Genomic DNA, 23,507 nt, shown 5'->3' with positions numbered 1-23,507 from the left:
GGTCGGCCGCGAAGGTCTTGCCGTTGGTGATCGACACCGTCACGGTCGTTGACGTCTCCCCGTTCTCCCCGATGCCGTCTGCATTAGACGGGGTGTGCGCACGGATCCGGGCACTCGGATCCATCGAAGCTCGAAAGCCGGAATTCCGTCGACCGGCCGGGGGCGTGTTCGAGGATCAGGTCGAGGCTCTCGGTGCCTTCACATACCTCGTCGTCGAGCAGCGTCAGCGGCAGACGATGTCGCGCCACCCAGGCGCCGTTCCTCCAGTGCGTAGCCCTGCTCCCGCAGGGTCAGCACCTCGCTTACCGGCCTGAAGTCCCGGCTCGATGCCGCGGTTCCGCTCCGGGAACTCACCGAGAAGGTGAGCGGCGTCCCGCCGGGAGCGCCGGATTCGGTCCGCGCGACCATGACCACGGCCGCATCCTGCGGAGCGACCCCGCCTGGTGCAGCCCCGGATCCGGCTCCACGCTGCGCGTATCCACCGGACTCGGGCTGAACATCACCTCTTCGGCGTCTTCCAACTCGGCATCCGCGAGGGCCTGCAGGAGCAGAGCCACGGTGCGCGAGGGCTGGCAGCCAGCCAATCGCACCGAGGCCAGATCGCCGTTCGTGACCGTGTAACTGATCGGCCGCGAAGGACTTGCTGTCGGTGATCGACACCGTCGCGGTAGCAGACGTCTCGCCCTGTTCCATGATCTCATTCGGACTCACCGACAGATCCAGCGCGGGGCTGTCCTCGGCGTCGCCGATGTGAATGAGGTGTCGGCAGCGGTCCCCGCACCCGCTTCCGCCGGGGTTCTGGAGCCGGGCCTTGCCGGATCGGTGGGCAGGCCGTCGCAGGTTCAGCTCGAAGCTCTCGGTGCCTTCCCGGACATCGTCGTCCAGGAGCGGGACGATCACGCTGGTGCGGCCCACCCACCGACCGTCTTCGAGTTCGTACTTCCCCGCCACCATGAGTACCGTCCCCCCGACCCGCTCATAGTCCTCGCCCGGGGTCGCGGTGAAGCCGCCGCTGGAGACATCGTTCCCCTGGTGCCGATAGAGGCGCCGACCGTCACCCCGCAGGGCATGCCGGACGCCATCCGCGCGACCAGTTGCGCGCGCCCGCGCCCCACGTCTTCCATGAACGTGTAGGAAGGCCGGGAGAGGGAGTAGGTCACCACCGGGCCTTCCGACGAGACGACGAATACCGTCGCCCTGGCGCGCGACGTGTCGTAGCAGCTCACGGCATCCAACCACACCCTGAGATCACCGCTCCGGGTGACGCGCTCGTTGAAGTCACTGGCGGGGATCTCGAGGACCGCGATGCTGTCGCCATGGCTGAAGGTGACTTCGCGCGACCTGTCGGCGAGCCATCCCTCCTCCTGCTCCAGCCTCACCGTCACCGCGAGCCGGGTCCCCGGTATCGGGCGTTTCAGCAGCACGGTGAGCGGTTCCAGACCCGCAAAGATCGTATCGCGGACGACCTGGAGGGTGATCCGCGGGTCTGCCCTTCGATGGGCTCGTTCGGTCGGGTGGAGTGCCCGCGGCGTGACCCGATCCGCAGCCACCCGCCCGGCACTCCCCTGTAGTGCGGTTTCCTCAGTGGTTGCGGGTGGCGTCTGGGCCTGTAGGGGCGGGCCGACGATGATCGGCAATGCGATCAGGAGCGGCTGCAGCGCAAGTCGTTGAAGAAGAAAGGTGTGTTGCCTGCTCGTGATCTATGAACCTTCTGGAGGCGAATTGCATTCTCGACCCCGGCTTTCATTGAAATTCTCCGGTGTCCTGGAATCATGATTTTGTTGTGGATCATGACTTGGGGTCTTTCCCGCTGTCGTTGTGTCGCTGCTGAGACGTCTCAGCGGAGATACTGGACGCTCGCGGAATTGGTTCCGTGACGGGGGCGAACACCGGGATGGATCGTAAATGGCGACGGTACGCTGCGGTGACCGAGCGCAGGGACTGCTAGCGGGCCGTCCCTGCGCGCGCGAAGAGGTCTCGCAGACTGCGGACGACGAGTGCGTCCTCGCCCTCGCGGAGGAGGCGGGTGCGCACCGTCATAAGGTAGGCGAGGCGGGGTTCTCCGGCCATGAGTCCGGCCTTGGCCTCGTCGATCGTGAGGGGGATGATCTCGGGGTCCCAGGTCAACTCGACGTCCTCGTAGCCCGCCGTGTTCGTCACGACCTCGGCCGTGAGCCCGGGGACATCGGCCAGCCGGGAGGCGATGTGGCGGGCCATCTCGATGAGATCGGCGCGGCCGGCGAGGATGCCGGACGACTGCGGCCCGCCGATCCCCTTGCCGCCGCTGATCACGATGAGGTCCGCACCGGCATCGACGAACTCGCGCAGGTCGACGCCGGTGGGAAGATCCGACGCCATGTCGACGAGCACCGGTACGCCCGAGGAGCGTCCGATCTCGATCTGTTCGCGCACGGTCATCACTTCGGGCCCCGGGGCCGGGGCCCAGTCGACGGGAGCCGGCGGCGCGAACATGGTCTGCCGCTCGGCCGTCGCGAGGGCGGCGATCATCGCGGTGCGCTCCGAGACCTGCGCCCGGAACTCCTCGCGGGTCCCGGCCTCGACGATCGTCATCCCCGCGTCGCGATAAGCCCGGTCGTATCCGAACCGGTGAGGCGTCTGGATGAGACACTCGCGCCGCGGCCAGGTGGGGAGGGGAAGGGCGTGGACCCGCTCGGGGTCGGTGCGCGTCAGACAGCCGGCCGCCCCCAGTACCATGGCCGAGAACCCGCCGCCGGTGACGAGCGCCGCCTCGGCCCCCACGAGTTCGGCGATCCGGGCCCCGGCAGCGGCCATCAGCTCATGCATGTCGACGAAGAAGGCGTTGGCCTCGGCCATCGCCGCGATGACTTCGGGGTCCATGCGCCCGCCGCCCAGACGGGATACGTGCTCGTGGGCCGGCAGGTGGGGGCGGACGCCGAGGAGCCGGGTGTAGATGTTGTCGCGGTAGACGGCCGCGAGCGCGTCCGGGTCGGCAGGCCGATCGTCCTGCGCCGGGCTCCGTGCGCTTCCGCCTGCGCCGGGTTCGCACCCCGAGAGCCCCATGGTGAGGCCGGCGGCCCCGGCCCCGGTCCGGATCACGAAGCCGCGGCGGCCGACGGTCACGACCGGATGGCGGCGGTGCGCGGCGGTCGGCGGCTCACAGCTTCTTCACCTCCTCCGCGATGCGGGCGAGGGCGTCCGAGGCGTCCCCGAAGAACATGCGGTTGTTCCGCAGGTAGAACAGCGGGTTGTCGATGCCGGCGTACCCCACGGACAGGGAGCGCTTGATGACGATGCACGTCTTCGCCCGGTCCGTCTCGATGATCGGCATGCCGCCGATCGGGCTCGAGGGGTCGTCGCGCGCGAGCGGGTTCACCACGTCGTTTGCGCCCACGACCACGGCGACGTCGATGTTCTCCATGTCGGAGTTCACGTCCTCGGGCTCGCACAGCTGCTCGTAGGGCACGTTGGCCTCGGCCAGCAGCACGTTCATGTGCCCCGGCATGCGCCCCGCGACGGGGTGGACGCAGTAGCGGACCGAGACCCCGCGCGCGGTCAGCATGTCCGCCAGCTCACGGATCCGGTGCTGCGCCTGCGCCACGGCGAGACCGTAGCCCGGGACGAAGATGACCTGCGAGGCGTAGCCCAGGACCATGGCCGAGTCCTCGGCATCGATCGGCGTCGCGACCCGGTCGCCGTCCGCCGCGCGGCCTGGGGCCGCCGTGCCGGTACCGAAGGCGCTGAACAGCACGTTGGTCAGCGAGCGGTTCATGGCGCGGCACATGATGCCGGTGAGGATGAGTCCCGAGGCCCCGACGAGCGCGCCGGAGATGATGAGCGCGTTGTTCTCGAGCACGAACCCGGCCGCCGCCGCCGCCAGCCCCGAATAGGAGTTGAGCAGCGCCACCACCACCGGCATGTCGGCGCCCCCGATCGGGATCACGAACAGGACGCCGAGGATGAGGGCGACCGCGATGAGACCCCCGTAGAAGAGGAGGTTCGACTCGAACCCGGCGAGATAGACGGCCACGACCAGGGCGACCGCGAGGAAGAAGCCGGCAGAGAAGCGCACGAGCGGGTTCGCGATCGCGTTGCCGGTCACGAACCCCTGCAGCTTCCCGAACGCGATCATGCTGCCCGAGAAGGTGACGGCGCCGATCAGCGTTCCCGCCATGATCGACACGCCCGAGTCGATGGCGAGCGTCTCCCCGCCGCCCGCGACGCGCAGGTATTCCCCGACCGCGACCAGGCCGGAAGCGGCCCCGCCGAACCCGTTGAACACCGCCACCATCTCCGGCATGGAGGTCATCTTCACGGTCCGGGCCATGACCGCGCCGATGAGGCCCCCGATCGCGAGGCCGACGATGATCCAGGTGTAGCCGAGATCGCGTTCGAGCAGCGTCGCGATGACCGCGAGCAGCATCCCGATCGCGGCGAGCCGGTTGCCGCCCGCCGCCGTCTCCGGGTGGCTGAGCCGCTTGATCCCCAGGATGAACAGAACGGCGGACGCCAGATAGGCGAGCGGAATCATCGTTGTCAGTCCTGTCGCGCCCATGGCTCAGTTCGCGTCCTTGCTCTTGAACATCTGGAGCATGCGGTCGGTGACGAGAAAGCCGCCGACCACGTTGATCGTGGCGAGGATCAGCGCCGCCAGCCCGATCCACCGCATGAGCGGCGCGTCTCCGGCCCGGCCGATGACGAGCAGGGCGCCCACGATCGAGATCCCGGAGATCGCGTTCGAACCCGACATGAGCGGCGTGTGCAGCGTCGGGGGAACCTTCGTGATGAGTTCGAACCCGACGAACATCGCGAGCACGAACACATACAGTCCGATCAGGAGCGTTCCGTCCATTCGTCAGGCCTCGTGTACGGGTTGCGCCGGGGGTCGGCAGGGTCGGCCACCCCCCGTCTCGGGTCTCATGCGCGGAACCGGACCTCTCCCGCGTGCGCGACACAGCAGGGCCCGATCACATCGTCTTCCAGATCCACGGCCACGCCGTCCTCGCCGATCATCGGCTTCACGAGCGCGGAGAGATTGCGGCCGAGCAGCTGGCTCGCGTGGTAGGGGAGCGAGCCCGGGACGTTCAGCGGGGCGTGGATCGTCACCCCACGCTCGACGACCGTCTCGCCGGGCTTCGAGAGTGCGCAGTTGCCCCCGGCCTCGCCGGCCAGGTCGACGATCACAGAGCCCGGCTTCATCCGGTCGACGACTTCGTCCGAGAGCAGGACCGGCGCCGGACGTCCCGGGACGAGCGCGGTGGTGATGACGACATCCGCCCGGGCGATGTGCCGGGCCAGCAGTTCCCGCTGCCGCGACTGCTCTGCCTCCTCCAGTTCCTCTGCGTAGCCGCCCTCGGCCTCCGCGTCCCGAGCGGCCCCCTCGTCGAGGTCCACGAACTTCGCCCCGAGACTCTTGACCTCCTCCTTCACCGCGGCGCGGATGTCGTAGCCCCACGTGTCCGCGCCGAGGCGACGGGCCGTCGCGATCGCCTGCAGCCCCGCGACGCCCGCCCCGAGGACGAGCACCCGCGCCGGAGAGAGGGTCCCCGCCGCCGTCATGAGAAGGGGGAAGATCCGGCCCAGCGAGTTGGCGGCGATGAGGACCGCCTTGTAGCCCGCGAGGTTGCTCTGCGAGGAGAGCGCGTCCATCGACTGCGCGCGCGTGATCCGGGGGACGAGTTCCAGGGCGAGGACCGTGACTCCCCGCCCCGCCAGACGCTCGATGAGCGCCTCGTTCTCGTGCGGCCGGAGCAGGCAGGCGAGCACCGTCCCCTCCGGGAGCCGATCCACTTCGGCCTCCATCGGCGGGGCGACCTTGAAGACGACATCCGCCTCGTCCAGGAGCCGCCCGGCGTCGGCGACGATTTCCGCGCCGACCTCCTCGTACGATGCGTCCGGGAACCCGGCCGCCGCGCCCGCCCCGGCCTCGACCGCCACCGAGATCTGGTCGGAGATGAGACGCCTGGCGCCATCCGGCGTAAGGGCGACCCGCGTCTCCCCGGCGGCCGTCTCGCGCGGAACACAGACTCGAACGCTCAACGGCCGCTCCGATCCATGTGATGGGTCCATGAGACGTGCTTGTGGCGTCGACGCGCCGCCGACGTACGACCGAGGTGACGTTCGACTCCGCGTCCGTGCCGGGCGCGAATCTTGAGAGCCCGACGGCCGCGCGCAACGCGCCCCCCGCGCACTCCACCGCGGAACTTCGGGCTGCCGGCGCCGTCTCGATTGCGCCCCGGCCCCGGCGGGTGCCTATTCATCCCGCTCGCCCCCGCGCGCGCCGCGCTGCGGCAGGGCGCTGACCGTTCCCGCCCAAGGAGGACCGCATGCTCCGCCGTTCGTTCACCGCGCCGGCCGCGCTGATCCCCGCTCTGACGATCTTCGCCCCCGCGGAAGTGACCGCCCAGGACGCGGTCGCGCTCGCCATCGCGCCCATCCCCTCGGAGTCCGAGCAGGCCGGCGCCAGGGTGATCCAGAAGCAGGGGTCGGAATGGGTGACGCTCCGCGAGGGTACGGGATCGTTCATCTGCATCGCGGACGAAGCAGGCGACGACCGTTTCCACACCGCGTGCTACCATCAGTCGCTGGAGCCCTACATGGCGCGGGGCCGCGAGCTCACCGCACAGGGGGTGACGGGCCGGGACAACGTCGAGATGCGGATGGGCGAAATCGAGGCCGGCACCCTGGAGATGCCGAGCTACGCCTTCCTGCACGCGATCTACGCGGCCGAGGGATGGTCCGGCGACATGGACGCCGTTCAGAGGCGTCAATCCGTGATCTACACCCCGTTCGCGACCGCCGAGGAACTGGGTCTCCCCACCGTGGCGACCCGCGGCGCGTGGCTGATGGGGGCCGGCACGGCGAACGCGCACGTCATGATCACGCCCTAGGCGGATCCCCGGGAAGGTTCGACGGGCCGTGGCCGAACTCACGCGACACCAACTGGGCGGGCTCCTCCTGAGCGCGCTGCGCGACCGGGGGCTCGGCGTGCGCGACCTCTTCGAGGGCCGGCAGGAACCGCTCTCGTGGTTCTTCCGGGTGCTCGCGTACGACCAGTCGGAACTCGACATCCTCGAGTCCGGCGCGCTCGACACGCTGCACGCGCCCTCGGCCATGGTGGAGCTGACGGTCGACGAGATGGCCCTCGGGCTCGTCAACATCGGGACCAAGGGCCTGGCCACCTACCTGGCGCAGCCGTCCTCGGACGTGCCCGGCGGCGACCCGCTGGAACTCGCCGCCGAGGTGATGCTCGGGTGCGTCCACATCGACGTCGCGCCGCCGTCCCTGTGGCTCGACGAGCGGGAGTCGAACGCCTCCAGGAATGACGCGCTCGCCTCACGGCTCACCCGGGTCGCGCAGGACGTGGGCGCGGTCTGCGACACGGTCGAGGTCCACATCGAAGGTGCCCTCGATCCCGGGGGCGGGTGGAGCGATCCACGGGAAAGCGTCCGCCCCGCCGGGGTCGCGGTCCACTTCACCTTCGACATTCCGCTCGCCGGCACCGGCAAGCGGGAACTTGCCGAGGTGTTCACGCGGGCGGCGGAGGCGGCCGCCGACGCGGTCGAGGCGTTGCGGTCCGTCTTCCGCGGAGACAGCGAATAGCGAGCCCCGCGGCCGGTGGCGGACTCTCCGCCACGGGCTTGTCTGTTAGTTTGAAGGTCCGGGGCACAGGGAAGACCCGGCCCTTCGCGCCCCCCGAGGGGGCGACGAAGGGGGGCGGTGGTCGGACCGTTGCGGGCTTGGCCGTCAGGGGCCGTCTAGCAGTTTGGCCGCCACCGTCCTTCCCCACGTCCCGAATGGATACACGAGCATCGAGGCTCGCATGACAAGCACGGGAGAAGGGAAGATGACCAACCATACCGTCGGGGTCGACATCTCGAAAGCCCGGCTCGACGCCCACGAACACGCCCCCACCGGGAGCAGGACGGCCAGCTTCTCGAACGACGCGGCCGGGTTCCGGAAACTGATCGCCTGGGTCGGCCCCGGGGTCGGGCGCGTCGCCTACGAGCCCACCGGGCCTTGGCACCGCGACTTCGAGGAGGTGCTGCTGAAGGCCGGACTTCCGCTCTACGCGATCAATCCGTACCAGGTCAGGTGCTTCGCCAGGTCGCAGGGACGGCGCGCGAAGATCGACGCCGTGGACGCTCGGACGCTGGCCGTCATGGCGGCCGCGATCGACGACCTGCGCCCGACCCCGGCGAAATCCCGGAGCCAGCGCGACCTCGCCGAGCTGCAGTCGGTACGCGACGCGCTGGTCGCGGATCGAACCGCCCCCCTCAACCGCGGCAAGCACTTGCGCCACGCCTTGGCGAAGCGGATCAACAAGGAGCGGCTGGCGCAGATCGAGCGCCAGCTGAAGAGCGTCGACGACGAGATCCAGCGGCTGCTTCAAAGCGAGGAGACCCTGAGGCGGCGATCCCGGATACTCACCTCCATCCCCGGCATCTCGAGCGTCACCGCCGCGGGGCTGATCGTCCACATGCCCGAACTGGGCACGCTCACCGGCCCCCGGGCCGCCAGCCTGGCCGGCCTGGCGCCGGTGACGCGGGAGTCCGGCGCCTGGAGGGGACGCAGCTTCATCCAGGGAGGCGGGCACACGGTTCGCCGGACCCTCTACATGCCCGCCCTGTCGGCGATCCGCTGGAATCCCGATCTCAAGCGGAAGTACGCGGCGCTGCTCGACGCCGGCAAGCCGCCCAAGGTCGCCCTCACGGCCGTTATGCGGAAGCTCGTCGTCCTCGCCAACGCGCTCCTCCAGCAGGACCGTCTCCGGACCCCGGAACCCCGAGCCGCCAACTGATGCCCTCCCGAACCCCGCGCGCCGGCCCGCACGCCCTCCGTGCCCGAGACCGGCGAGCCCCGCGCCAACACTCGCCCGTGGACGCGTCTCGCGCGGCAACCTTGCAACATGGATACTGCTGACGTGGCCGCGAGACCCTCCGGCCTCCGTGCCCTTCTCTCCCCGACCATCGGGGTCGTCTTCTTCGGCGCCTGCGAGAACTCTCCTCCGCCCGTCTCGATCGACTGGATCGAGGGGGACGGCGCCCGCGAGCGTGCGCTCCGGTTCGAGGGTGAGCCCGGCGGCGGCTTCACGCGGCTCTCGGCGGACCGGACCGGGATCACGGCGACGCCCTCCGTCTCCCGGGAGGCGAGGCTCGCGAACCGGACGCTCATCCACGGGGTCGGGGTCGCGCTCGGCGACGTCGACGGGGACGGGTGGGTCGATCTATACCTCTGCATGCTCGACCGCCCGAACGTCCTCTACCGCAACCTCGGCGGGTGGCGATTCGAGGACGTGACCGGACGCTCCGGGACGGCGCTCGCGGATCGGCTGTCGCGCGGCGCCGTCCTGGCCGATGCGGACGGAGACGGAGACCTGGACCTGATGGTGGCCGTCCACGGGGGGACGAACGCGCTCCTTCTGAACGACGGGAGCGGGGTCTTCGAGGAAGGTGACGCGGGGTTCGGGGGCGCCTGGGGGAGCAGCACGGTGGCGCTGGCCGATGTCGACGGAGACGAGGACCTCGACGCCTACTTCGCCAACTACAAGACGATCCAGGGGGACGACCTGTTCAGCCCCGAGGAGCGGAGTCTGCGGGGGCTCGCGGAGCGGGTGGGGGACGAACTCGTGGTGGCGCCTCCGTACGACGCGCACTACCGGATGCGCCTCGAAGGGGAGCGGGCGCTGCGGTTCGAACTCGCAGACCCCGACGAGTTCTATCTGAACGACGGGTCGGGTCGCTTCGAGCCCGTGGACCTCGGGGGCGGCGCCTTCCGGAGCGCGGACGGTGAGGCGGTCACGGAGGTGCCCCGGGAGTGGGGACTGGCGGCGCGCTTCTTCGATGCGGACGACGACGGAGACGCGGACCTCTTCGTCGCCAACGACCTCGGGAGCCGCGACGGGTTCTGGCTCAACGAGGGCGGGATTTTCGTGGCCGCGTCAGGTCTCGCCTTCCGCACCGAGAGCACTTCGTCGATGGGGGTCGACTTCTCGGACATCGACGGCGACGGCGATACGGACTTCGTGACGACGGAGATGCTGGCCCGTGATCCGGTGCGGCGCCGCGAGCAGGTATCGCTCGGGGTGGCGGGGTGGACGCCCCCCGGGGAACATGCCGCGCGAATGTCCGCGGACCGGAACACGCTGCACCTCAACCGCGGGGACGGGACGTGGGCGGAGACGGCCCGCGCCGCCGGGCTCGACGCTTCGGAGTGGACGTGGGGGGCGATGTTTCTCGACGTCGATCTCGACGGCTACGAGGACCTCCTGATCACGAACGGGCACGGGTGGGACCCGCTCGACGGGGACACGCAGGAAGCGCTGCGCACCGGCCGCATCCAGGTGGACTGGCGCGAGGAACTCGGCGTGTTCCCGCCGCTGCGGCTGCGCAACCTCGCCTTCCGGAACCGGGGCGACGGGACGTTCGGCGAGATGGGCCGCACATGGGGATACGGGGTGGAGCCCGACGTGAGCCACGGGATCGCCGCGGCCGACTTCGACCGGGACGGGGACCGGGACGTCGTGATCACGCGGCTGGACGAGCCGCCCCTCGTGCTGCGGAACGACGCGGGGGGGGTGCGGGTCGCCCTGCGCGTGCGCGGGGAAGGGGGGAACACGCAGGCGATCGGGGCGCGGGTCGTGCTCGCCGCCGGGGGGGCGCTCCCGGCCCAGACCCGCCAGGTGACGTCGGGCGGGCTTTACCTGTCGGGTTCGGATCCGGGGCTCACCTTCGCGATGGGGGAGCGGGCCGCCGCGGAGGCGACGATCGTGTGGCCCTCGGGGCGGCGCCGGACGCTCCGGGTGTCCGCGAATCGCGCGTACGAGGTCGCGCCGCCTGGGGACGCCGCGGGCGGGGAGCCCGGGATGCGCCGGCCGGCCGGCGCGGGGGGCGGCCCGGCGCTGTTCGCGGGCCCGGAGGCGGTCGGCCGGCACGGCGAATCGGCGTTCGATGAGCTGGCCCGGCAGCCGCTCGTGCCGCTCGAGCTGTCGCGGAGCGGACCGGGCGTGGCGTGGGCGGACATCGATGCGGATGGCGATCCCGACCTGCTCGTGGGCGCGGGGGCGGGAGGCCGCGCGCAACTCGCGATCAACGAAGCGGGTCGGCTCGTGGACCCGGTGCCGTTCGGCGCCCCCGCCGTCGGCGATCACACGTCGATCCTGGCGCTGCCCACGGCCGCCCGCCCGGTCATCCTCGCGGGCGTGAGCAGCTGGGAGGCTCGCTCGCCGGCCGACCTCGACGCGATCCCGCCCCTCGCCCGCCTCGATGCGGGCCCCCCGCCGGCCGTGCCGCCGAGCACCCACGCGACGGGGCCCCTGGCGGCCGCCGATGTCGACGGAGACGGCGATCTCGACCTCTTCGTCGGCGCCCGCGCGACCCCCGGCGCCTACCCCCTGCCGGCCGACTCGAGGCTCCTGCTGGCCGACGGCGACGCCTGGACGGTCGACGCAACAGCCGCCGCGACGCTGCGGGGGATCGGGCTCGTCTCGGGGGCGGTGTTCTCCGACGTCGATGGCGACGGTGACCCCGACCTCGCCCTCGCCCTGGAGTGGGGTCCCGTGCGGCTGCTCGAGAACGACGGCGGCCGCTTCACGGACGTGACGGATGCCTGGGGCCCGGGAGCGCACACCGGCCGCTGGAACGGCATCGCGACGGGCGATTTCGATGGGGATGGCCGCTCCGACCTTGTGGTGACGGCCTGGGGCGACAACACGGGGCTCGGTGCGACCGCCGACCGCCCGGTCGGCGTGGTCGCCTCCGACCTCGACGGGAACGGACTCGTGGATCTCATCGAGGTCGAGACGGGGCAGGATGGGGTGGCGCGCCCCGTGCGCGACTATCTCACGCTCGGCCGTGCGCTCCCCTTCCTGCGGCGCGCGGCGCCGACGTTCGAGGCCTTCGCCCGAGCCTCGGTCGACGACCTGCTGGGCAGCGGGCGCACGGGGCTGTACCGGCCGAGCGCCGCCACCCTTCGCCACACGGTGTTCCTCAACCGTCCGGGAGAGCCCGGAAACGGAGGCGGGTTCGAGGCGCGGCCACTCCCCGCCCGCGCCCAGGTGGCCCCGGCGTTCGGCGTGGCGGTGGCGGACTTCGACCGGGACGGCCACGAGGATCTCTTCCTGGCGCAGAACTACCTCGCGACGCCCCGGGGGCTCCCCCGTCACGACGCGGGCCGGGGCGTAGTGCTGCTCGGCGATGGACGCGGCGGCTTCCGGGCGCTGGAGGTGGACGAGAGCGGGGTGACCGTGTATGGGGACGCGCGCGCCGCCGCGCTGGCCGACTTCGACGCCGATGGGCGCTGGGACCTGGCGGTCGGGCAGAACGGGGCAGAGACCCTCATCTTCCGGGGGCGTGGCGGGCCGCCGGGGCTGCGCGTCCGGCTGTCCGCGGGCGGCGGCTCCCCCGGCGCGATCGGGGCGCGACTGCGCCCGAGGTACCGCGACGGCGCCGAGGGGCCTGCGCGTGAGATCCAGGCCGGGAGCGGCTACTGGTCGCTCAACGGCCCGGTACAGGTGTTCGGGCGCGCGGCGGATATCCGTGCAGTGACGGTCCGGTGGGCGGACGGTACCGAGGAGGTGTTCGAGGTGGAGACCGGCGCACTGGAGGTGAAGTTGAGGAGAGGGGAAGGGTCGTGAGCCGCGTCCACGGGTCCGCGAGAGCGCGTCCCCTGAAGTTGCGCGGGTCGCCGCTCCCGGCGGCCGGGGTGTTGGCGGTCGCGCTCCTGGCGGGCTGTGGCGAGTCGGCCGAGGCGCCGGCCGGGGTCGCGCGGGAGACCGCCGAGATGGCCGTTCGCCTGCGGGCGCTGGCCGACTCCGCAGACCCGCTCCTTGACGAGCAACTCAACACCGCGCGCCTGCGTTACTTCACGAGCCTGCCGCCGTCGGCGGACCCCGCGGAGATGCTGGTCCGCGTGGCCAGCGCCGCGCGGGAACTCCTCAATGCGGGGCTCACGCAGCCGGCGCTCGAACAACTCATCTTCCTCGACCAGACGCTGGAGGGGGTGGCGGTCGAGCCGGTCCCGGGGTTCCGCCGCGAGATCGAGGAGCTGATCGGGGTCGCGTTCCTGCGGCTGGGGGCTGAACTCGTCTGCCCATCCAGCCGCCCGCGCGCCGGAACGGTCGCCGAGACCGGTCAGCGGTTCCCCTGCTGGCCCGCCGTGCCGACGGCCGCCCCCACCCTTGTCTCCGACTCGGCGCGCGCCGCCCTCGCCGCGGCCAGGGGGTGGCACCTCTCCCTCCTGGCGCTGCGCCCCGACGACCTCCGGGCCCGCTGGATCGTGAACCTGGCCGCGCTCACCGAGGGTGTGTGGCCCGACAGCGTCCCGCCCGAATACCGGCTCGACGGAGCCGCGCTGGGCGGTCCGGGCGACCTCCCCCGCTTCGAGGAGGTCGCCCGCCGCGTCGGCCTGGACGCGGTCTCCCTCTCCGGCGGTGCGATCGTGGACGACCTGAACGGCGACGGCCTTCCCGACGTCATGACCTCCTCTCGCGGTCTCCTGCACCAGCTCCGCTACTTCGAGAGCAACGGCGCCGGACGGTTCGTCGACCGCACCGGGGCGGCGGGGCTGGAAGGGCTCCTCGGCGGGCTCAACCTCGTTCACACCGACTACGACAACGACGGCGACGCAGACGTCCTCGTCCTGCGCGGCGGTTGGCTCGTGCAGGCGTATCCCAACTCACTCCTCCGCAACGACGGGGGGTTCTTCACGGACGTGACCGGCGCGGCGGGACTCTACTCCGAGCACCCGACCCAGACCGGCGCCTGGGCCGACTTCGACGGCGATGGCTGGCTCGATCTCTTCATCGGAAACGAGTCGAGGGACAGCCTCACGCACCGCAGCGAACTCTACCGGAACCGGGGCGACGGCACGTTCGAGGAGGTGGCGGCAGAGGTCGGGCTCGACGTGGCCGCGTTCGTGAAGGGCGTGACCTGGGGAGACTACGATGACGACGGGCGCCCGGATCTCCATGTCTCGATTCTCCACGCCCCCAACCGTCTGTACCGGAACCTGGGTCCGGACGCCGCCGGAGGGTGGGGGTTCGAGGACGTGACCGAGCGGGCCGGCGTCGGGGAACCGCTGGCGAGTTTCCCCACCTGGTTCTGGGACTTCGACAACGACGGGCGGCTGGACATCTACGTGGCGGGCTACGCCGCGCAGACCGCCGACCTCGTGCGGGAGATGACGGGGCAGTCGCACTCCGCCGAACTCCCCCGCCTGTACCGGAACCTGGGGGACGGCACCTTCGCCGACGTCACGGCCGCGCAGGGGCTCGACCGCATCATGTACGCGATGGGCTCGAACTACGGCGACCTCGACGGCGACGGCCGGCTGGACTTCCTCGTCGGCACCGGGGACCCCGACCTCCGGCAGCTGATGCCGAACCGGATGTTCCGCAACCTCGGCGACGAGTTCGTGGAAGTGACGGGGGCCGGCGGGTTCGGGCGCCTCGACAAGGGGCACGGCGTCTCCTTCGTGGACATCGACAACGACGGGGATACCGACGTCCACATGGAACTGGGCGGCGCGAACGAGGGGGACTTGTCCCCGAACGCCCTGTACGAGAACCCGGGGTTCGGCAACCGCTGGATCGCGCTCACGCTCGAGGGCGACCGGGCGAACCGGCCGGGGATCGGGGCCCGCATCACCGTGACCGTCGATGGCCCGGGCGGCCAGCGGCAGATACACCGCTCGGCGGGCACGGGCGGAAGTTTCGGGTCGAACCCGCTCCGCCAGGAGATCGGGCTGGGCCGGGCGACGCGAATCGAGTCGGTCGAGATCCGCTGGCCGGGTTCGGGCACCATCGACCGGCTGACCGATCTCGCCCTCGACCGCGCCTACCGCATCCGCGAGGCCACCGGCACCGCCGAGCCGCTTGACCGACCCACCATCCGCCTCGGCGGTATCTGAACGCCCTGGAAGAACGCGTGACCATCCTCCCCTGATTTTGGGGGCGCGATTCGGCACTAGATCCCCCAGATTGGGTAGTTACCTGGAGCGGCGCGTACTTCATCGTGCCGCAAAGTCCTCCCGGGAGCCGAGGTTTGATGGGTTCGCTGGATGCGTTCGACCGTGTCGTGGCGTCGCTGCAAGAGGCGGCCCTTGGCCATGCCGATTGGCCCGAGGCGGCCTGCCTGATCAGTGAGGTCAGCCGGACGCAAGGCAGTGCCCTGGTGCTCTTTGGCGGGCACACTCAGATCGACGGGGACTTCTTCTACACCCAGTTTTGTCTTCGCGGTGAAGTCCGTGAGGATTTGAAGCGCAAGTATCTTGAGGACTACTTTCCGCAGGACGAACGCGTTCCTCGCATCCTTCACCTGCCCCACGGCCAACTGGTAGACACCGGCGACCTGTACACGGATCGCGAGAAGAAGACCTCCCGCGCCTACAACGAGGCGCTACGCCACGTCGAAGGACAGAACGGTCTCCACATGCGTCTCGACGGTCCGGAGGAATCGCACGTCGTGTGGGCGCTGTGCGACTCCACCGAGCGGGGGGGCTGGGGGTCCGATCAGGTCCGGATGATCGAACGTCTTCAGCCGCATGTGCGCCAGTTCGTGGTCGTGCGCCAGGCGCTTGCCGAAGCCGGAGCGCTGGGTGCGTCGCTCGGCGCACTGCTCGAGAGCACCCGCTTCGGCCTCATTCAGCTGAACCGGGACGGGCGGATCGTGGAGGCGAACGACCTGGCCCGGAGGCTACTGGGGGAGGGTAATCGCCTCGCGGACCAACGCGGATTCCTTCGGGTCCGGGTGCCGGCGGAGAACGCCGAGTTGTCGCGGTTGCTGGACTGTGCGCTTCCGCCGTTCGGCACCCGGAGCGCCGCCGGTTCGATGATGGTCGGGCGCTCCTCCTCCCGCGGGCCGCTGATCCTTCACATCAGTCCCGTGGGCGAGCAACAACCGCAGTCACAGCCTCGGCGGGTCGCGGCGTTCGTTCTGGTCCTGGATCCAGCCACTCCTGCACCGATCGATCCGGTGCTCGTGGCGACGGCCCTGGGCCTCACCACGGCGGAGAGCCAGTTGGCCGTTGCACTGGCCGCCGGCCAGACCGTGCGCGACATTGCCCTCTCGACGGGCCGTACGGAGCAGACCGTACGCTGGCACATGAAGCAGATTTTCCGAAAGCAGGGCATTTCACGGCAGGTGGATCTGGTGCGGCGAGTGCTGATGTTGGGAGGCGCCCCCGCCTCTATCGGCTGAATCCGTCGCCGGTTGCGGCACGCCGACCGACGGGTGCCCGCTGCGAACCCGGGCAGGTCTGCCGGGGTACGACAGGTCCCTCCGCGCGCGGTTTCCCTGGCGAACAACTGTGGGGCGGTGGACTTCCCCCAAATTGGAAAAACACCTCAAATGGGGGGGCGCTACAGCGACTCTCGACCCCGTAGATTGGGGTGATTGAAAGATGCTTGTCCCAAATCGAGGCGCGAAACCGGAAGATGCGCATTCCAGCGCGCCGCCCTCCTCGGTCAGACGAGGCTTGATGAGTTCCGTGGATGTGTTCGAGCGTACCGTGAGGTTGCTGCAGAAGGTGGCCCTGGGCCATGCCGCCTGGCCCGAGGCGGCTTGCCTGGTCGGTCAGGCCACCCGGACGCGAGGCAGTGCCTTGTCGTTCGGGAACGGGTATTCACAGTCCGATGCGGAGATCTTCCACGCGGAGCTCTGTCTCGGTCGGGAACCCCGCCAGGACTTGCTGTGCAAGTACTTCGAGGACTACTGGGCCCGGGATGAACGCATCCCGGGCCTCTCCCGACTCCCTCACGGCCAGCTGGTGCACACCGGCGAAATGTACACGGATCGCGAGAAGAAGACCTCCCCCGCCTACAATGAGGCGTTGCGCGACTTCGAGGCACAGAACGGTCTCCACATGCGCCTCGATGGTCCGGAGGGATCGCACATCGCGTGGATTGCAGCCGACTCCACCGAGCGGGGGGGGCTGGGGGGCCGATCAAGTCGAGATGATCGAACGTCTTCAGCCGCATGTGCGTCAGTTCGTGATCGTGCGCCAGGCGCTTGCCGAAGCCGGAGCGCTGGGTGCGTCACTCGGCGAGTTGCTTGAGAGCACCCGCTTCGACCTCATTCAGCTGAGCCGGGACGGCGGGATCGTGGCGGCGAACGATCGGGCCCGGAGGCTGCTTCGGGAGGGCGATCGCCTAAGGGACGAACGCGGGCTCCTCCGGATTCGGGAGCCGTCGGAGAACGCCGAGTTGTCGCGGTTGCTGAAGTCCGCGTTGCCTCCGTTCGGCACCCGAGGAGCTGCCGGTTCGACGTTGGTCGGGCGCTCCTCCTCCCGCGGGCCGCTGGCCCTTCACGTCAATCCCGTGAGCGAGCAACGACCGCAGTCACAGCCTCGGCGGGTCGCCGCGCTCGTGCTGGTCCTGGATCCCGCCACCCCTGCCCCGATCGATCCTGCGCTCGTTGCCGCGGTCCTGGGCCTCACGCCGACGGAGAGCCGGGTGGCCGTTGCGCTGGCCGCCGGCCATACCGTGCGCGACATTGCCCTCTCGACGGGCCGCACGGAGCAGACCATACGCTGGCACATGAAGCATATTTTCCGAAAGCAGGGCATTTCACGGCAGGTCGATCTGGTGCGACGGGTGCTGGAGCTGGGGGGCATTCCGGAGTCTCGCGGGTGAATCCCGGCTACCCGATCCGGGCCATGTACGTGGGGCACCCGGGGCTCTTGCGATGGGTTGGATCATCGACCGGAACGGGAGACTCGTGAGGGCACAGGATCCGTTAAATCGTACTCTGGCATTGCTGCACGAGGCCACGCTCGACGATACGCGCTGGTTCGATGCAGCTTGCCAGTTGAACAGGACTTGCGGGACGCGGGGAAGTGCCCTGGTTCTCCTTGACGGGTGTTCTCCGGCCGACATGGACGTCTCATTCGCCCGGTTCTGGTTGAATGGACAACGCCGCGAGGATTGGGAGCGCAAGTATTTGGAGGACTATTTTCCGTGGGATCCACGCGTCCCGCGCATCCTTCGACAGCCTTACGGCGAACTGTTGCACACGCCCGATCTGTACACGGAGCGGGAGAAAAGGAACTCGCCGGCATACGAGGCGCTCCTCGATACGGAGGCGCAGAACGGTCTCCATGTGCGCCAGGCCGGGCCCTCGGGCTCCCACGTCGCGTGGATCCTTGCCGACTCGTTGGAAGAGGGCTGGACGTCCGCTCAAGTCCGCCTGATCCACCATCTCCAGCCGCATGTATGCCGGTACGTGAGTATGCGCCAACAGCTGGTTGAGGCCAAGGCGCTCGGGACATCCCTGAGCGGGCTATTCTACAGCACCCGTCTGGGGGTCATCCAACTGGACCAGCGCGGACGGATCGTGACGGCGAACGACCGAGCGCTGGACTTCTTCCAGCAGGGCGCCGGGCTGAGCGATGAGGGAGGATTTCTGCGCGCCTGGTTGCCGATGGAGAACTCCGAGCTGTCGCGCTTGCTGGCGAACGCGTTGCCATCGTTCGGTGTCCAGGGCTACGCCGGTTCGATGTTGATCACGCGCCCCCTCACTCCAACGCCTCTGGTCATTCACATCAATCCGGTGGGCGAGCCGCATCCCGAAATCCATGGACGGCGGGTCGCCGCACTGGTGCTGGTCGTGGATCCGGCCCGCCGCGGCCGGATCGATCCGAAGCTCGTCGCGGCGGCTCTCGGCCTCACGCCCATGGAGAGCGAGGTGGCCGTGGAATTGGCCGCTGGCCATACCATCAGGGACATTGCCCTGTCGAAGGGCCGTTCAGAGGGGGCCGTGCGCGCGCACGTGAAGCGGATCTTCCGTAAGCAAGGCATTTCGCGGCAGGGGGATCTCGTGCTTCGGGTAATGACGCTGGAGGATATTCCCGACTCGCACGACTGAGACGGCCGGCGTCGGCAGCGGCGCCGGCGGGCCGTCTCCGGTTCTGACGGCTACGGCGTGCCGCCTCCCTTCAGGACGAGCAGGGTGTCGATGGCCGAAGAGAAGGTGCCGAAGTCGGCGGCGCCCCGGATCGCCACGCTGTCGCCGAGGATGAAGTAGGGCGTGCTCGAGATCCCGGCCTGGGTCACGCTGGTGTAGTCACGCAGCACGAGCGGGGCCAGCACGCTGTTGCGGACGCAGGAGCCGAACGACTCGGTGTCGATGTCGATCTCGTCCGCGTATTCCATGAACAGCGCGTAAGGGTCCGGCACGCCGCTCCACTCGTCCTGACGCTCGAACAGGATGTCGTGCATGGGCCAGAACTTGCCCACGGCCCCGGCACAGTAGGCGGCCTCGGTCGAGACGAAGGCCTGCGGATGTCCGGGGTTGGCGTACGCGATCCACAGGTAGCTGACCTTGCCCGCCTCGATGTACGCGCTGTCGATCCGCGTGAGCGTCTGCTCGTGGAACTGCCGGCAGAAGGGGCACTGGAAGTCGGAGATCTCCACCACCCGCACGGGGGCGCCCTCCTCGCCCTTGATCCGGCTGCGGTCCGCGCGTTCGCGGGCGACCTCGGCGTTGGCCGGTACGACCGAGCTTTCCTGCGTGCTCCCGGCCTCGGCCGCGCAGCCCGCCCACGCGAGGGCGAGACCCGGCAGGAGGGCCGCGACGACTCTGATGCCTGATGTGGCGTTCAACCCGGTCCTCCCGGTGAGAGTTCGTCGGCGGCCCGGTGCAGCGCCTCCAACACCTCGTCGAGGTGGCGCTCCTCCGTGTGAATGCTCCCGACGGATAAACGGAGAACATAACGTCCGCCGAGTTCCGTGTGCGAGATGAAGGAGCGCCCCCCCGCGTTGACCCGCGCCAGGATCTCGCGGTTCCAGTGGTCCTCCGTCGCCGGATCGCCCCCCGACGCTGCCCGGAAGCAGAAGGTGCTGAACGACACCGGGGCCGCCAACTCGAACACGCCGCCCCCCGCGAGCCGGTCCGCCGCCGCCTCGGCCATCGCGATATGCCGCCGCATCGTCCCGGCGAGACCGTCGGTACCCACGCACCGGAAGAGCATCCACAGCTTGAGCCCCCGGAAGCGGCGACCGAGGGCGAGACCGATGTCCATGAGGTCGGTCTCGTCGTCCTCCGATTCGAGGTAGGTGGGGGTCAGCGCGAGCGATGCCCGGAAGGGGGTCACGTCCCGGTACAGGAGGACCGAACAGTCGAGCGAGGTCCCGAGCCACTTGTGGGGGTTGAGAACGATCGAGTCCGCCGCCTCCCAGCCGCGGAAACGCCCGCGCTGCTCGGGGACCATCGCCGCCGGGCCCGCGTAGGCCGCATCGACGTGCAGCCACACGCCGTATCGCCGGGCCACCGCCGCCAGCGGTTCCACCGGATCGACGCTTGCGGTGGACGTCGTGCCGATGGTCGCGCACGCCATGGCTGGCCGCACACCCCTCGCGAGGTCTTCCGTGATCGCCGCCTCGAGGGCCTCCGGCCGCATGCGGAAGGCCTCATCAACGGCGATGCGCCGGACGGAACGGTGCCCCAGCCCGGCGGCAAGCGCCGATTTCTCCACCGACGAATGCGACTGCTCGGAGGTATAGACCGCGAGGGCGGGGCCTCCGGGGAGCCCATCCGCCCGGACTCGCGTCCCGGCCAGTTCGCGCGCCGCCAGGAGAGCCGTGAAGGTGGCCGTCGACGCCGTGTCGAGGATCAGCCCCGAGAAGGACGCCGGCAGGCCGACGGCCTGTCGCAACCAGTCCACCGCGGTGCGCTCGACCTCGGTCGCGGCGGGGGAGGTCCGCCACAACATTGCGTTGACCCCGACCGCGGCGATCAGGAGTTCCGCCACGATGCTCGGCGCCCGCGTGGAACTCGAGAAGTACGCGAGGAAGCCCGGATGATTCCAGTGCGTGAGACCGGAGACGATATGCTCATCGAAGTCCGCCAGCACCCGCTCGAAGGGGTCCGGCGCCCGGGGCGGCCGGTCCCCGAGCGCGCGCCGCACCTGGCCGGGTTCGACGGCGGGGAAGACGGGGAACTCTCCCACACGGCGCCGGTAATCGATCGTCCACTCGGAGGCGCGCCCGAGCGCCGCGCGCATCGTTTCGGGGCTCCAGTCCGCGGGCGCAGGGTCCGCGCGGGCGTTCTCGCGCGCAGGATCCGCCCTCTTCGTATGGTCCGGCATGCAAACTCCTGACTCGCTCGAGTCGCTGTGGCTTCTCGTGGCCGACCTCCGCCTCGCGGTAGAGGAAGAGATCGAGGCCGTGACGGCGGACCTCGTCCGCCGGGGTCTCGACCGGCCCGTACCGGCGCTCTCCGGGCGTTCGCGCGGCGAGGCGGGGACGGGTTACCGGTACGCCTTCCAGATCGCGGGCGGAATGTACGACATCCGGGCGGACGACCGCGTCCGGATTCACGCCGGCGGAAGGGACGCGCTGGGCGTCGTACACTGCTTCGACCGCACGCTCGGCCTCCTGCAGGCCGTGAGCCCCGAATGGCTGGGCGAGCGCCTCGACGGGGCGGAACTGGAGTTCGATCCCACCTGGCTTCTGCGCGAACTCTCGCTCCGGCTGGCCGAGGTGGCCGAGGACCCGGACGAGTTCTTCCCGGAGACGGTGCTCGAGGCGTTCGGCAGGCTCCCGCCCCGGCTGGGCCGGGATGCCCCGCAACTCGCTTCGTCCGAAGACCTCAACGGACCCCAGCGAGATGCGCTCGAGCGCGTGCTGGGAAGCAGCGCCCAGCTCGTGTGGGGTCCGCCGGGAACGGGCAAGTCGCGACTCGTGGCGCGGGCCGCGCTGGAACTTGCCCGCCGCGGACGGGTGCTCGTCGCGGCGACGACGAACGGCGCGGTGGACGAGATCGCGCGCCGTCTCGCGTCGATCGCCGACCCGGCCCTCCTCGACGGGGATCGGATCATCCGGGTGGGGTTCGACCTCGGGGGCGCCCCGAAGGCGCGGATCGACTTCGGGGCCGCCGTGGCGCGGCGGATCGAAGGCGGGGCCGGCGGTGTGGATCGCACGCTCGCGGATCTGGAGGGGAGGTTCGGGGCGCCCGCCCGCCCGGGGGCGATTGCGGGGGCCGGGAAGCGCGGGGACGCCTCCGCCCTCAACCCTTACGCCCGCGCGGGCCGCCTGCTCTCGCTCGCCAGGTCGCGCGGAGACGCGGAGGCCGCGCGGACCCTGGGCCGCGCGCTGCTCGAGATCACCCGGCAGGCGGAACGCGTGCTCGAGGAGGCCGACATCGTCCTCACTACCTTCGCGCGCCTCTCGATCCGGGAGGAACTCCGCCGCCTGCGGTTCGAATCGCTCCTCATCGACGAGGCCAGCACGGCGCCGCTCCCCTACGTGGCGCTCGCGGCGTCGCGAGTGGCCGGGCCCGCGATCGCCGTGGGGGATTTCCAGCAACTGCCGCCGGTCGTCACGAGTACGGCCGCGACGGCGGAGCGGTGGCTCCGGACGGACCTGTTCCGGGAAGTCGGCGTGGTGGATGACGCGCGCGACTCGGGTCTGCCGTCCGCGAGCGACGGACTCTGCGCGATGCTGGACCTCCAGTACCGGATGGCCCCCGGCATTCGCGAGCTGGTGAGCGAGTTCTTCTACGGCGGCCGTCTGCGGGACGCTCCGGAAGTGCGGGACCGGCCGACGAAGGGCCGCCCGGTGACGGTGCTCGACACGAGCGGGCTCGACCCCCGGGTCGAACGGGCGGACGGATCGCGCCGCAACCGGACCCACGCGGAGGTCGTGGCGGACTTCCTCGCGCAGGCCGCGAGAGACGGCTTCGCCGAAATCGCCGTGGTGTGCCCTTACCGGGCGCAGACGCGGCAGCTGCGGGACCTCGTCCGGCGCCGGCTCGGGCGCGCGGCCCCGGCCGATCTCCAGATCAGTACCATCCACCGCTTCCAGGGCCAGGAGAAGAGGCTCGTCGTCATCGACACGGTGGACGCGCCGCCGGGACGCAGCTGGTTCCTGGACGAGCGGCGAAACCGCGACTTCCCCCGGCTCCTCAACGTCGCGCTCTCCCGCGCCCGGGAACGTCTCGTCATCGTGGCCACGGTGTCCGGACTCAGGCGGACGCTTCCCGCGGACGCCCTGCTGAACCGCCTGCTCGAACACCTGGCGCGGTCGGGTTCGCGCGTATCGGCGCGCCCCGCGGACCTCTGGTCCGGACGATGAGTCCCCATCGACACCCGTGCCGACGGCTGCGACGAAACGCAAAACAGAGAATTCTGTTCCCGGATCGTTAGGGGAATCGCGCATCTCGTTGACGAATTTCTTGAAAAACTGCGACTCGATCCCATCGGGGATTGACGATGGAAAAAAATCTTTTTAGTATTCGGACGTGCCAAGGGAGGCGGTACCGACCTACCGGAGGTCGAGGCCGACGACCGCACCGCGAGTCGCCCGATGCGGGACCGCGAACCGGGGCGCGCGCCCCGGGGTTCGGAGGCGGCGGAGTTCCGGCGACGGGACGAAGTGGCCAAGGAACGAGGGATCACGCACAGCTGGATCGGGCAACTGGTACCGCGGCTCGCAGAGATCCTGAAGGACCGCGCAAGCTAACAGGATCGGGCGGTTGATAGCCGTAAACAAGCCTCCTCGCTCAGCCCCTGACGCCCTCTGGGCGGCCAGGGGC

At 70.1% G+C, this 23,507-nt stretch carries 20 protein-coding genes; 10 read left to right on the top strand and 10 right to left on the bottom strand.

Features of this window, described 5'->3' with window-relative positions; translation table 11 throughout:
* Nucleotides 1–83 precede the first annotated feature (83 nt).
* The 7 genes from ACOQPP_RS11560 to ACOQPP_RS11530 all read right to left on the bottom strand — a co-directional run bounded on the left by ACOQPP_RS11560 (nucleotide 84) and on the right by ACOQPP_RS11530 (nucleotide 6,048).
* Nucleotides 84–248, bottom strand: a complete 165-nt coding sequence (locus tag ACOQPP_RS11560; protein ID WP_420636557.1) for a hypothetical protein — start codon at nucleotides 246–248, stop codon at nucleotides 84–86.
* Between the two features lie 102 nt (nucleotides 249–350).
* On the bottom strand, nucleotides 351–590 hold the full coding sequence (locus ACOQPP_RS11555; protein WP_420636556.1) for a hypothetical protein: 240 nt from the start codon (nucleotides 588–590) through the stop codon (nucleotides 351–353).
* Between the two features lie 306 nt (nucleotides 591–896).
* On the bottom strand, nucleotides 897–1,550 hold the full coding sequence (locus ACOQPP_RS11550; RefSeq protein WP_419166853.1) for a hypothetical protein: 654 nt from the start codon (nucleotides 1,548–1,550) through the stop codon (nucleotides 897–899).
* 394 nt (nucleotides 1,551–1,944) lie between these two features.
* The gene (locus tag ACOQPP_RS11545) at nucleotides 1,945–3,102 is read right to left on the bottom strand and encodes a hypothetical protein (protein ID WP_420636555.1); all 1,158 of its coding nucleotides are present in this window, start codon (nucleotides 3,100–3,102) and stop codon (nucleotides 1,945–1,947) included.
* 34 nt (nucleotides 3,103–3,136) lie between these two features.
* On the bottom strand, nucleotides 3,137–4,510 hold the full coding sequence (locus ACOQPP_RS11540; RefSeq protein ID WP_419166855.1) for an NAD(P)(+) transhydrogenase (Re/Si-specific) subunit beta: 1,374 nt from the start codon (nucleotides 4,508–4,510) through the stop codon (nucleotides 3,137–3,139).
* A gap of 27 nt (nucleotides 4,511–4,537) precedes the next feature.
* Nucleotides 4,538–4,831, bottom strand: a complete 294-nt coding sequence (locus ACOQPP_RS11535; protein ID WP_419166856.1) for an NAD(P) transhydrogenase subunit alpha — start codon at nucleotides 4,829–4,831, stop codon at nucleotides 4,538–4,540.
* Nucleotides 4,832–4,896: 65 nt separating this feature from the next.
* Complete coding sequence (locus tag ACOQPP_RS11530) at nucleotides 4,897–6,048, bottom strand: Re/Si-specific NAD(P)(+) transhydrogenase subunit alpha (protein ID WP_419166857.1); 1,152 nt, start codon at nucleotides 6,046–6,048, stop codon at nucleotides 4,897–4,899.
* Nucleotides 6,049–6,305: 257 nt separating this feature from the next.
* Here ACOQPP_RS11530 and ACOQPP_RS11525 point away from each other — a divergent pair, with 257 nt between their 5' ends.
* The 6 genes from ACOQPP_RS11525 (at nucleotide 6,306) to ACOQPP_RS11500 (ending at nucleotide 16,175) form a co-directional block, all read left to right on the top strand.
* A complete protein-coding gene (locus tag ACOQPP_RS11525) occupies nucleotides 6,306–6,869 on the top strand; it encodes a hypothetical protein (RefSeq protein WP_419166858.1) in 564 nt (187 codons plus the stop codon).
* A gap of 28 nt (nucleotides 6,870–6,897) precedes the next feature.
* A complete protein-coding gene (locus ACOQPP_RS11520) occupies nucleotides 6,898–7,581 on the top strand; it encodes a hypothetical protein (RefSeq protein ID WP_419166859.1) in 684 nt (227 codons plus the stop codon).
* Nucleotides 7,582–7,825: 244 nt separating this feature from the next.
* On the top strand, nucleotides 7,826–8,779 hold the full coding sequence (locus ACOQPP_RS11515; protein ID WP_420636554.1) for an IS110 family transposase: 954 nt from the start codon (nucleotides 7,826–7,828) through the stop codon (nucleotides 8,777–8,779).
* A 123-nt stretch (nucleotides 8,780–8,902) separates the two neighbouring features.
* Nucleotides 8,903–12,613 (top strand): FG-GAP-like repeat-containing protein, encoded by a 3,711-nt coding sequence (locus ACOQPP_RS11510; RefSeq protein ID WP_420636553.1) that lies wholly within the window; start codon nucleotides 8,903–8,905, stop codon nucleotides 12,611–12,613.
* Entirely contained in the window at nucleotides 12,610–14,886 is a 2,277-nt protein-coding gene (locus ACOQPP_RS11505; RefSeq protein WP_420636552.1) for a CRTAC1 family protein, read from the top strand. Before ACOQPP_RS11510 ends, ACOQPP_RS11505 begins: the two co-directional genes overlap by 4 nt.
* A gap of 137 nt (nucleotides 14,887–15,023) precedes the next feature.
* The gene (locus tag ACOQPP_RS11500; protein WP_419166863.1) at nucleotides 15,024–16,175 is read left to right on the top strand and encodes a helix-turn-helix transcriptional regulator; all 1,152 of its coding nucleotides are present in this window, start codon (nucleotides 15,024–15,026) and stop codon (nucleotides 16,173–16,175) included.
* 424 nt (nucleotides 16,176–16,599) lie between these two features.
* On the opposite strand, the gene ACOQPP_RS11495 is transcribed toward ACOQPP_RS11500, so the two are convergent.
* Nucleotides 16,600–16,839, bottom strand: coding sequence for a hypothetical protein (locus tag ACOQPP_RS11495; protein WP_419166864.1), 240 nt, complete (start codon nucleotides 16,837–16,839; stop codon nucleotides 16,600–16,602).
* A gap of 91 nt (nucleotides 16,840–16,930) precedes the next feature.
* Here ACOQPP_RS11495 and ACOQPP_RS11490 point away from each other — a divergent pair, with 91 nt between their 5' ends.
* Entirely contained in the window at nucleotides 16,931–17,608 is a 678-nt protein-coding gene (locus tag ACOQPP_RS11490; RefSeq protein WP_419166865.1) for a helix-turn-helix transcriptional regulator, read from the top strand.
* Nucleotides 17,609–18,203: 595 nt separating this feature from the next.
* A complete protein-coding gene (locus ACOQPP_RS11485) occupies nucleotides 18,204–18,839 on the top strand; it encodes a helix-turn-helix transcriptional regulator (RefSeq protein ID WP_420636551.1) in 636 nt (211 codons plus the stop codon).
* 50 nt (nucleotides 18,840–18,889) lie between these two features.
* On the opposite strand, the gene ACOQPP_RS11480 is transcribed toward ACOQPP_RS11485, so the two are convergent.
* The gene (locus ACOQPP_RS11480) at nucleotides 18,890–19,576 is read right to left on the bottom strand and encodes a DsbA family protein (protein WP_419166867.1); all 687 of its coding nucleotides are present in this window, start codon (nucleotides 19,574–19,576) and stop codon (nucleotides 18,890–18,892) included.
* Entirely contained in the window at nucleotides 19,573–21,060 is a 1,488-nt protein-coding gene (locus ACOQPP_RS11475; RefSeq protein WP_419166868.1) for a pyridoxal phosphate-dependent decarboxylase family protein, read from the bottom strand. The genes ACOQPP_RS11480 and ACOQPP_RS11475 overlap by 4 nt, the downstream gene beginning before the upstream one ends.
* Here ACOQPP_RS11475 and ACOQPP_RS11470 point away from each other — a divergent pair.
* Together ACOQPP_RS11470 and ACOQPP_RS11465 are read left to right on the top strand one after the other, a co-directional pair.
* Nucleotides 21,059–23,047, top strand: a complete 1,989-nt coding sequence (locus tag ACOQPP_RS11470) for a DEAD/DEAH box helicase (RefSeq protein WP_420636550.1) — start codon at nucleotides 21,059–21,061, stop codon at nucleotides 23,045–23,047. The two genes, ACOQPP_RS11475 and ACOQPP_RS11470, sit on opposite strands and share 2 nt — an antisense overlap.
* A gap of 231 nt (nucleotides 23,048–23,278) precedes the next feature.
* Nucleotides 23,279–23,434: a hypothetical protein gene (locus ACOQPP_RS11465; protein WP_419166870.1), complete on the top strand. Its 156-nt coding sequence runs from the start codon at nucleotides 23,279–23,281 to the stop codon at nucleotides 23,432–23,434.
* Nucleotides 23,435–23,507: the final 73 nt, after the last annotated feature.

The organism is Candidatus Palauibacter sp. (assembly GCF_965222475.1).
Classification (GTDB): Bacteria; Gemmatimonadota; Gemmatimonadetes; order Palauibacterales; family Palauibacteraceae; genus Palauibacter.
This window is presented reverse-complemented; position numbering and strand designations above follow the sequence as displayed.

Bases quoted from the DNA above. Each gene is read 5' to 3' on its own strand.
- ACOQPP_RS11485 (WP_420636551.1), top strand. From the start codon at position 18,204: ATGCGCCAACAGCTGGTTGAGGCCAAGGCGCTCGGGACATCCCTGAGC.
- ACOQPP_RS11540 (WP_419166855.1), bottom strand. From the start codon at position 4,510: ATGATTCCGCTCGCCTATCTGGCGTCCGCCGTTCTGTTCATCCTGGGG.
- ACOQPP_RS11490 (WP_419166865.1), top strand. From the start codon at position 16,931: ATGATCGAACGTCTTCAGCCGCATGTGCGTCAGTTCGTGATCGTGCGC.
- ACOQPP_RS11515 (WP_420636554.1), top strand. From the start codon at position 7,826: ATGACCAACCATACCGTCGGGGTCGACATCTCGAAAGCCCGGCTCGAC.
- ACOQPP_RS11475 (WP_419166868.1), bottom strand. From the start codon at position 21,060: ATGCCGGACCATACGAAGAGGGCGGATCCTGCGCGCGAGAACGCCCGC.
- ACOQPP_RS11535 (WP_419166856.1), bottom strand. From the start codon at position 4,831: ATGGACGGAACGCTCCTGATCGGACTGTATGTGTTCGTGCTCGCGATG.
- ACOQPP_RS11500 (WP_419166863.1), top strand. From the start codon at position 15,024: ATGGGTTCGCTGGATGCGTTCGACCGTGTCGTGGCGTCGCTGCAAGAG.
- ACOQPP_RS11470 (WP_420636550.1), top strand. From the start codon at position 21,059: ATGCAAACTCCTGACTCGCTCGAGTCGCTGTGGCTTCTCGTGGCCGAC.
- ACOQPP_RS11530 (WP_419166857.1), bottom strand. From the start codon at position 6,048: ATGGACCCATCACATGGATCGGAGCGGCCGTTGAGCGTTCGAGTCTGT.
- ACOQPP_RS11525 (WP_419166858.1), top strand. From the start codon at position 6,306: ATGCTCCGCCGTTCGTTCACCGCGCCGGCCGCGCTGATCCCCGCTCTG.
- ACOQPP_RS11465 (WP_419166870.1), top strand. From the start codon at position 23,279: ATGCGGGACCGCGAACCGGGGCGCGCGCCCCGGGGTTCGGAGGCGGCG.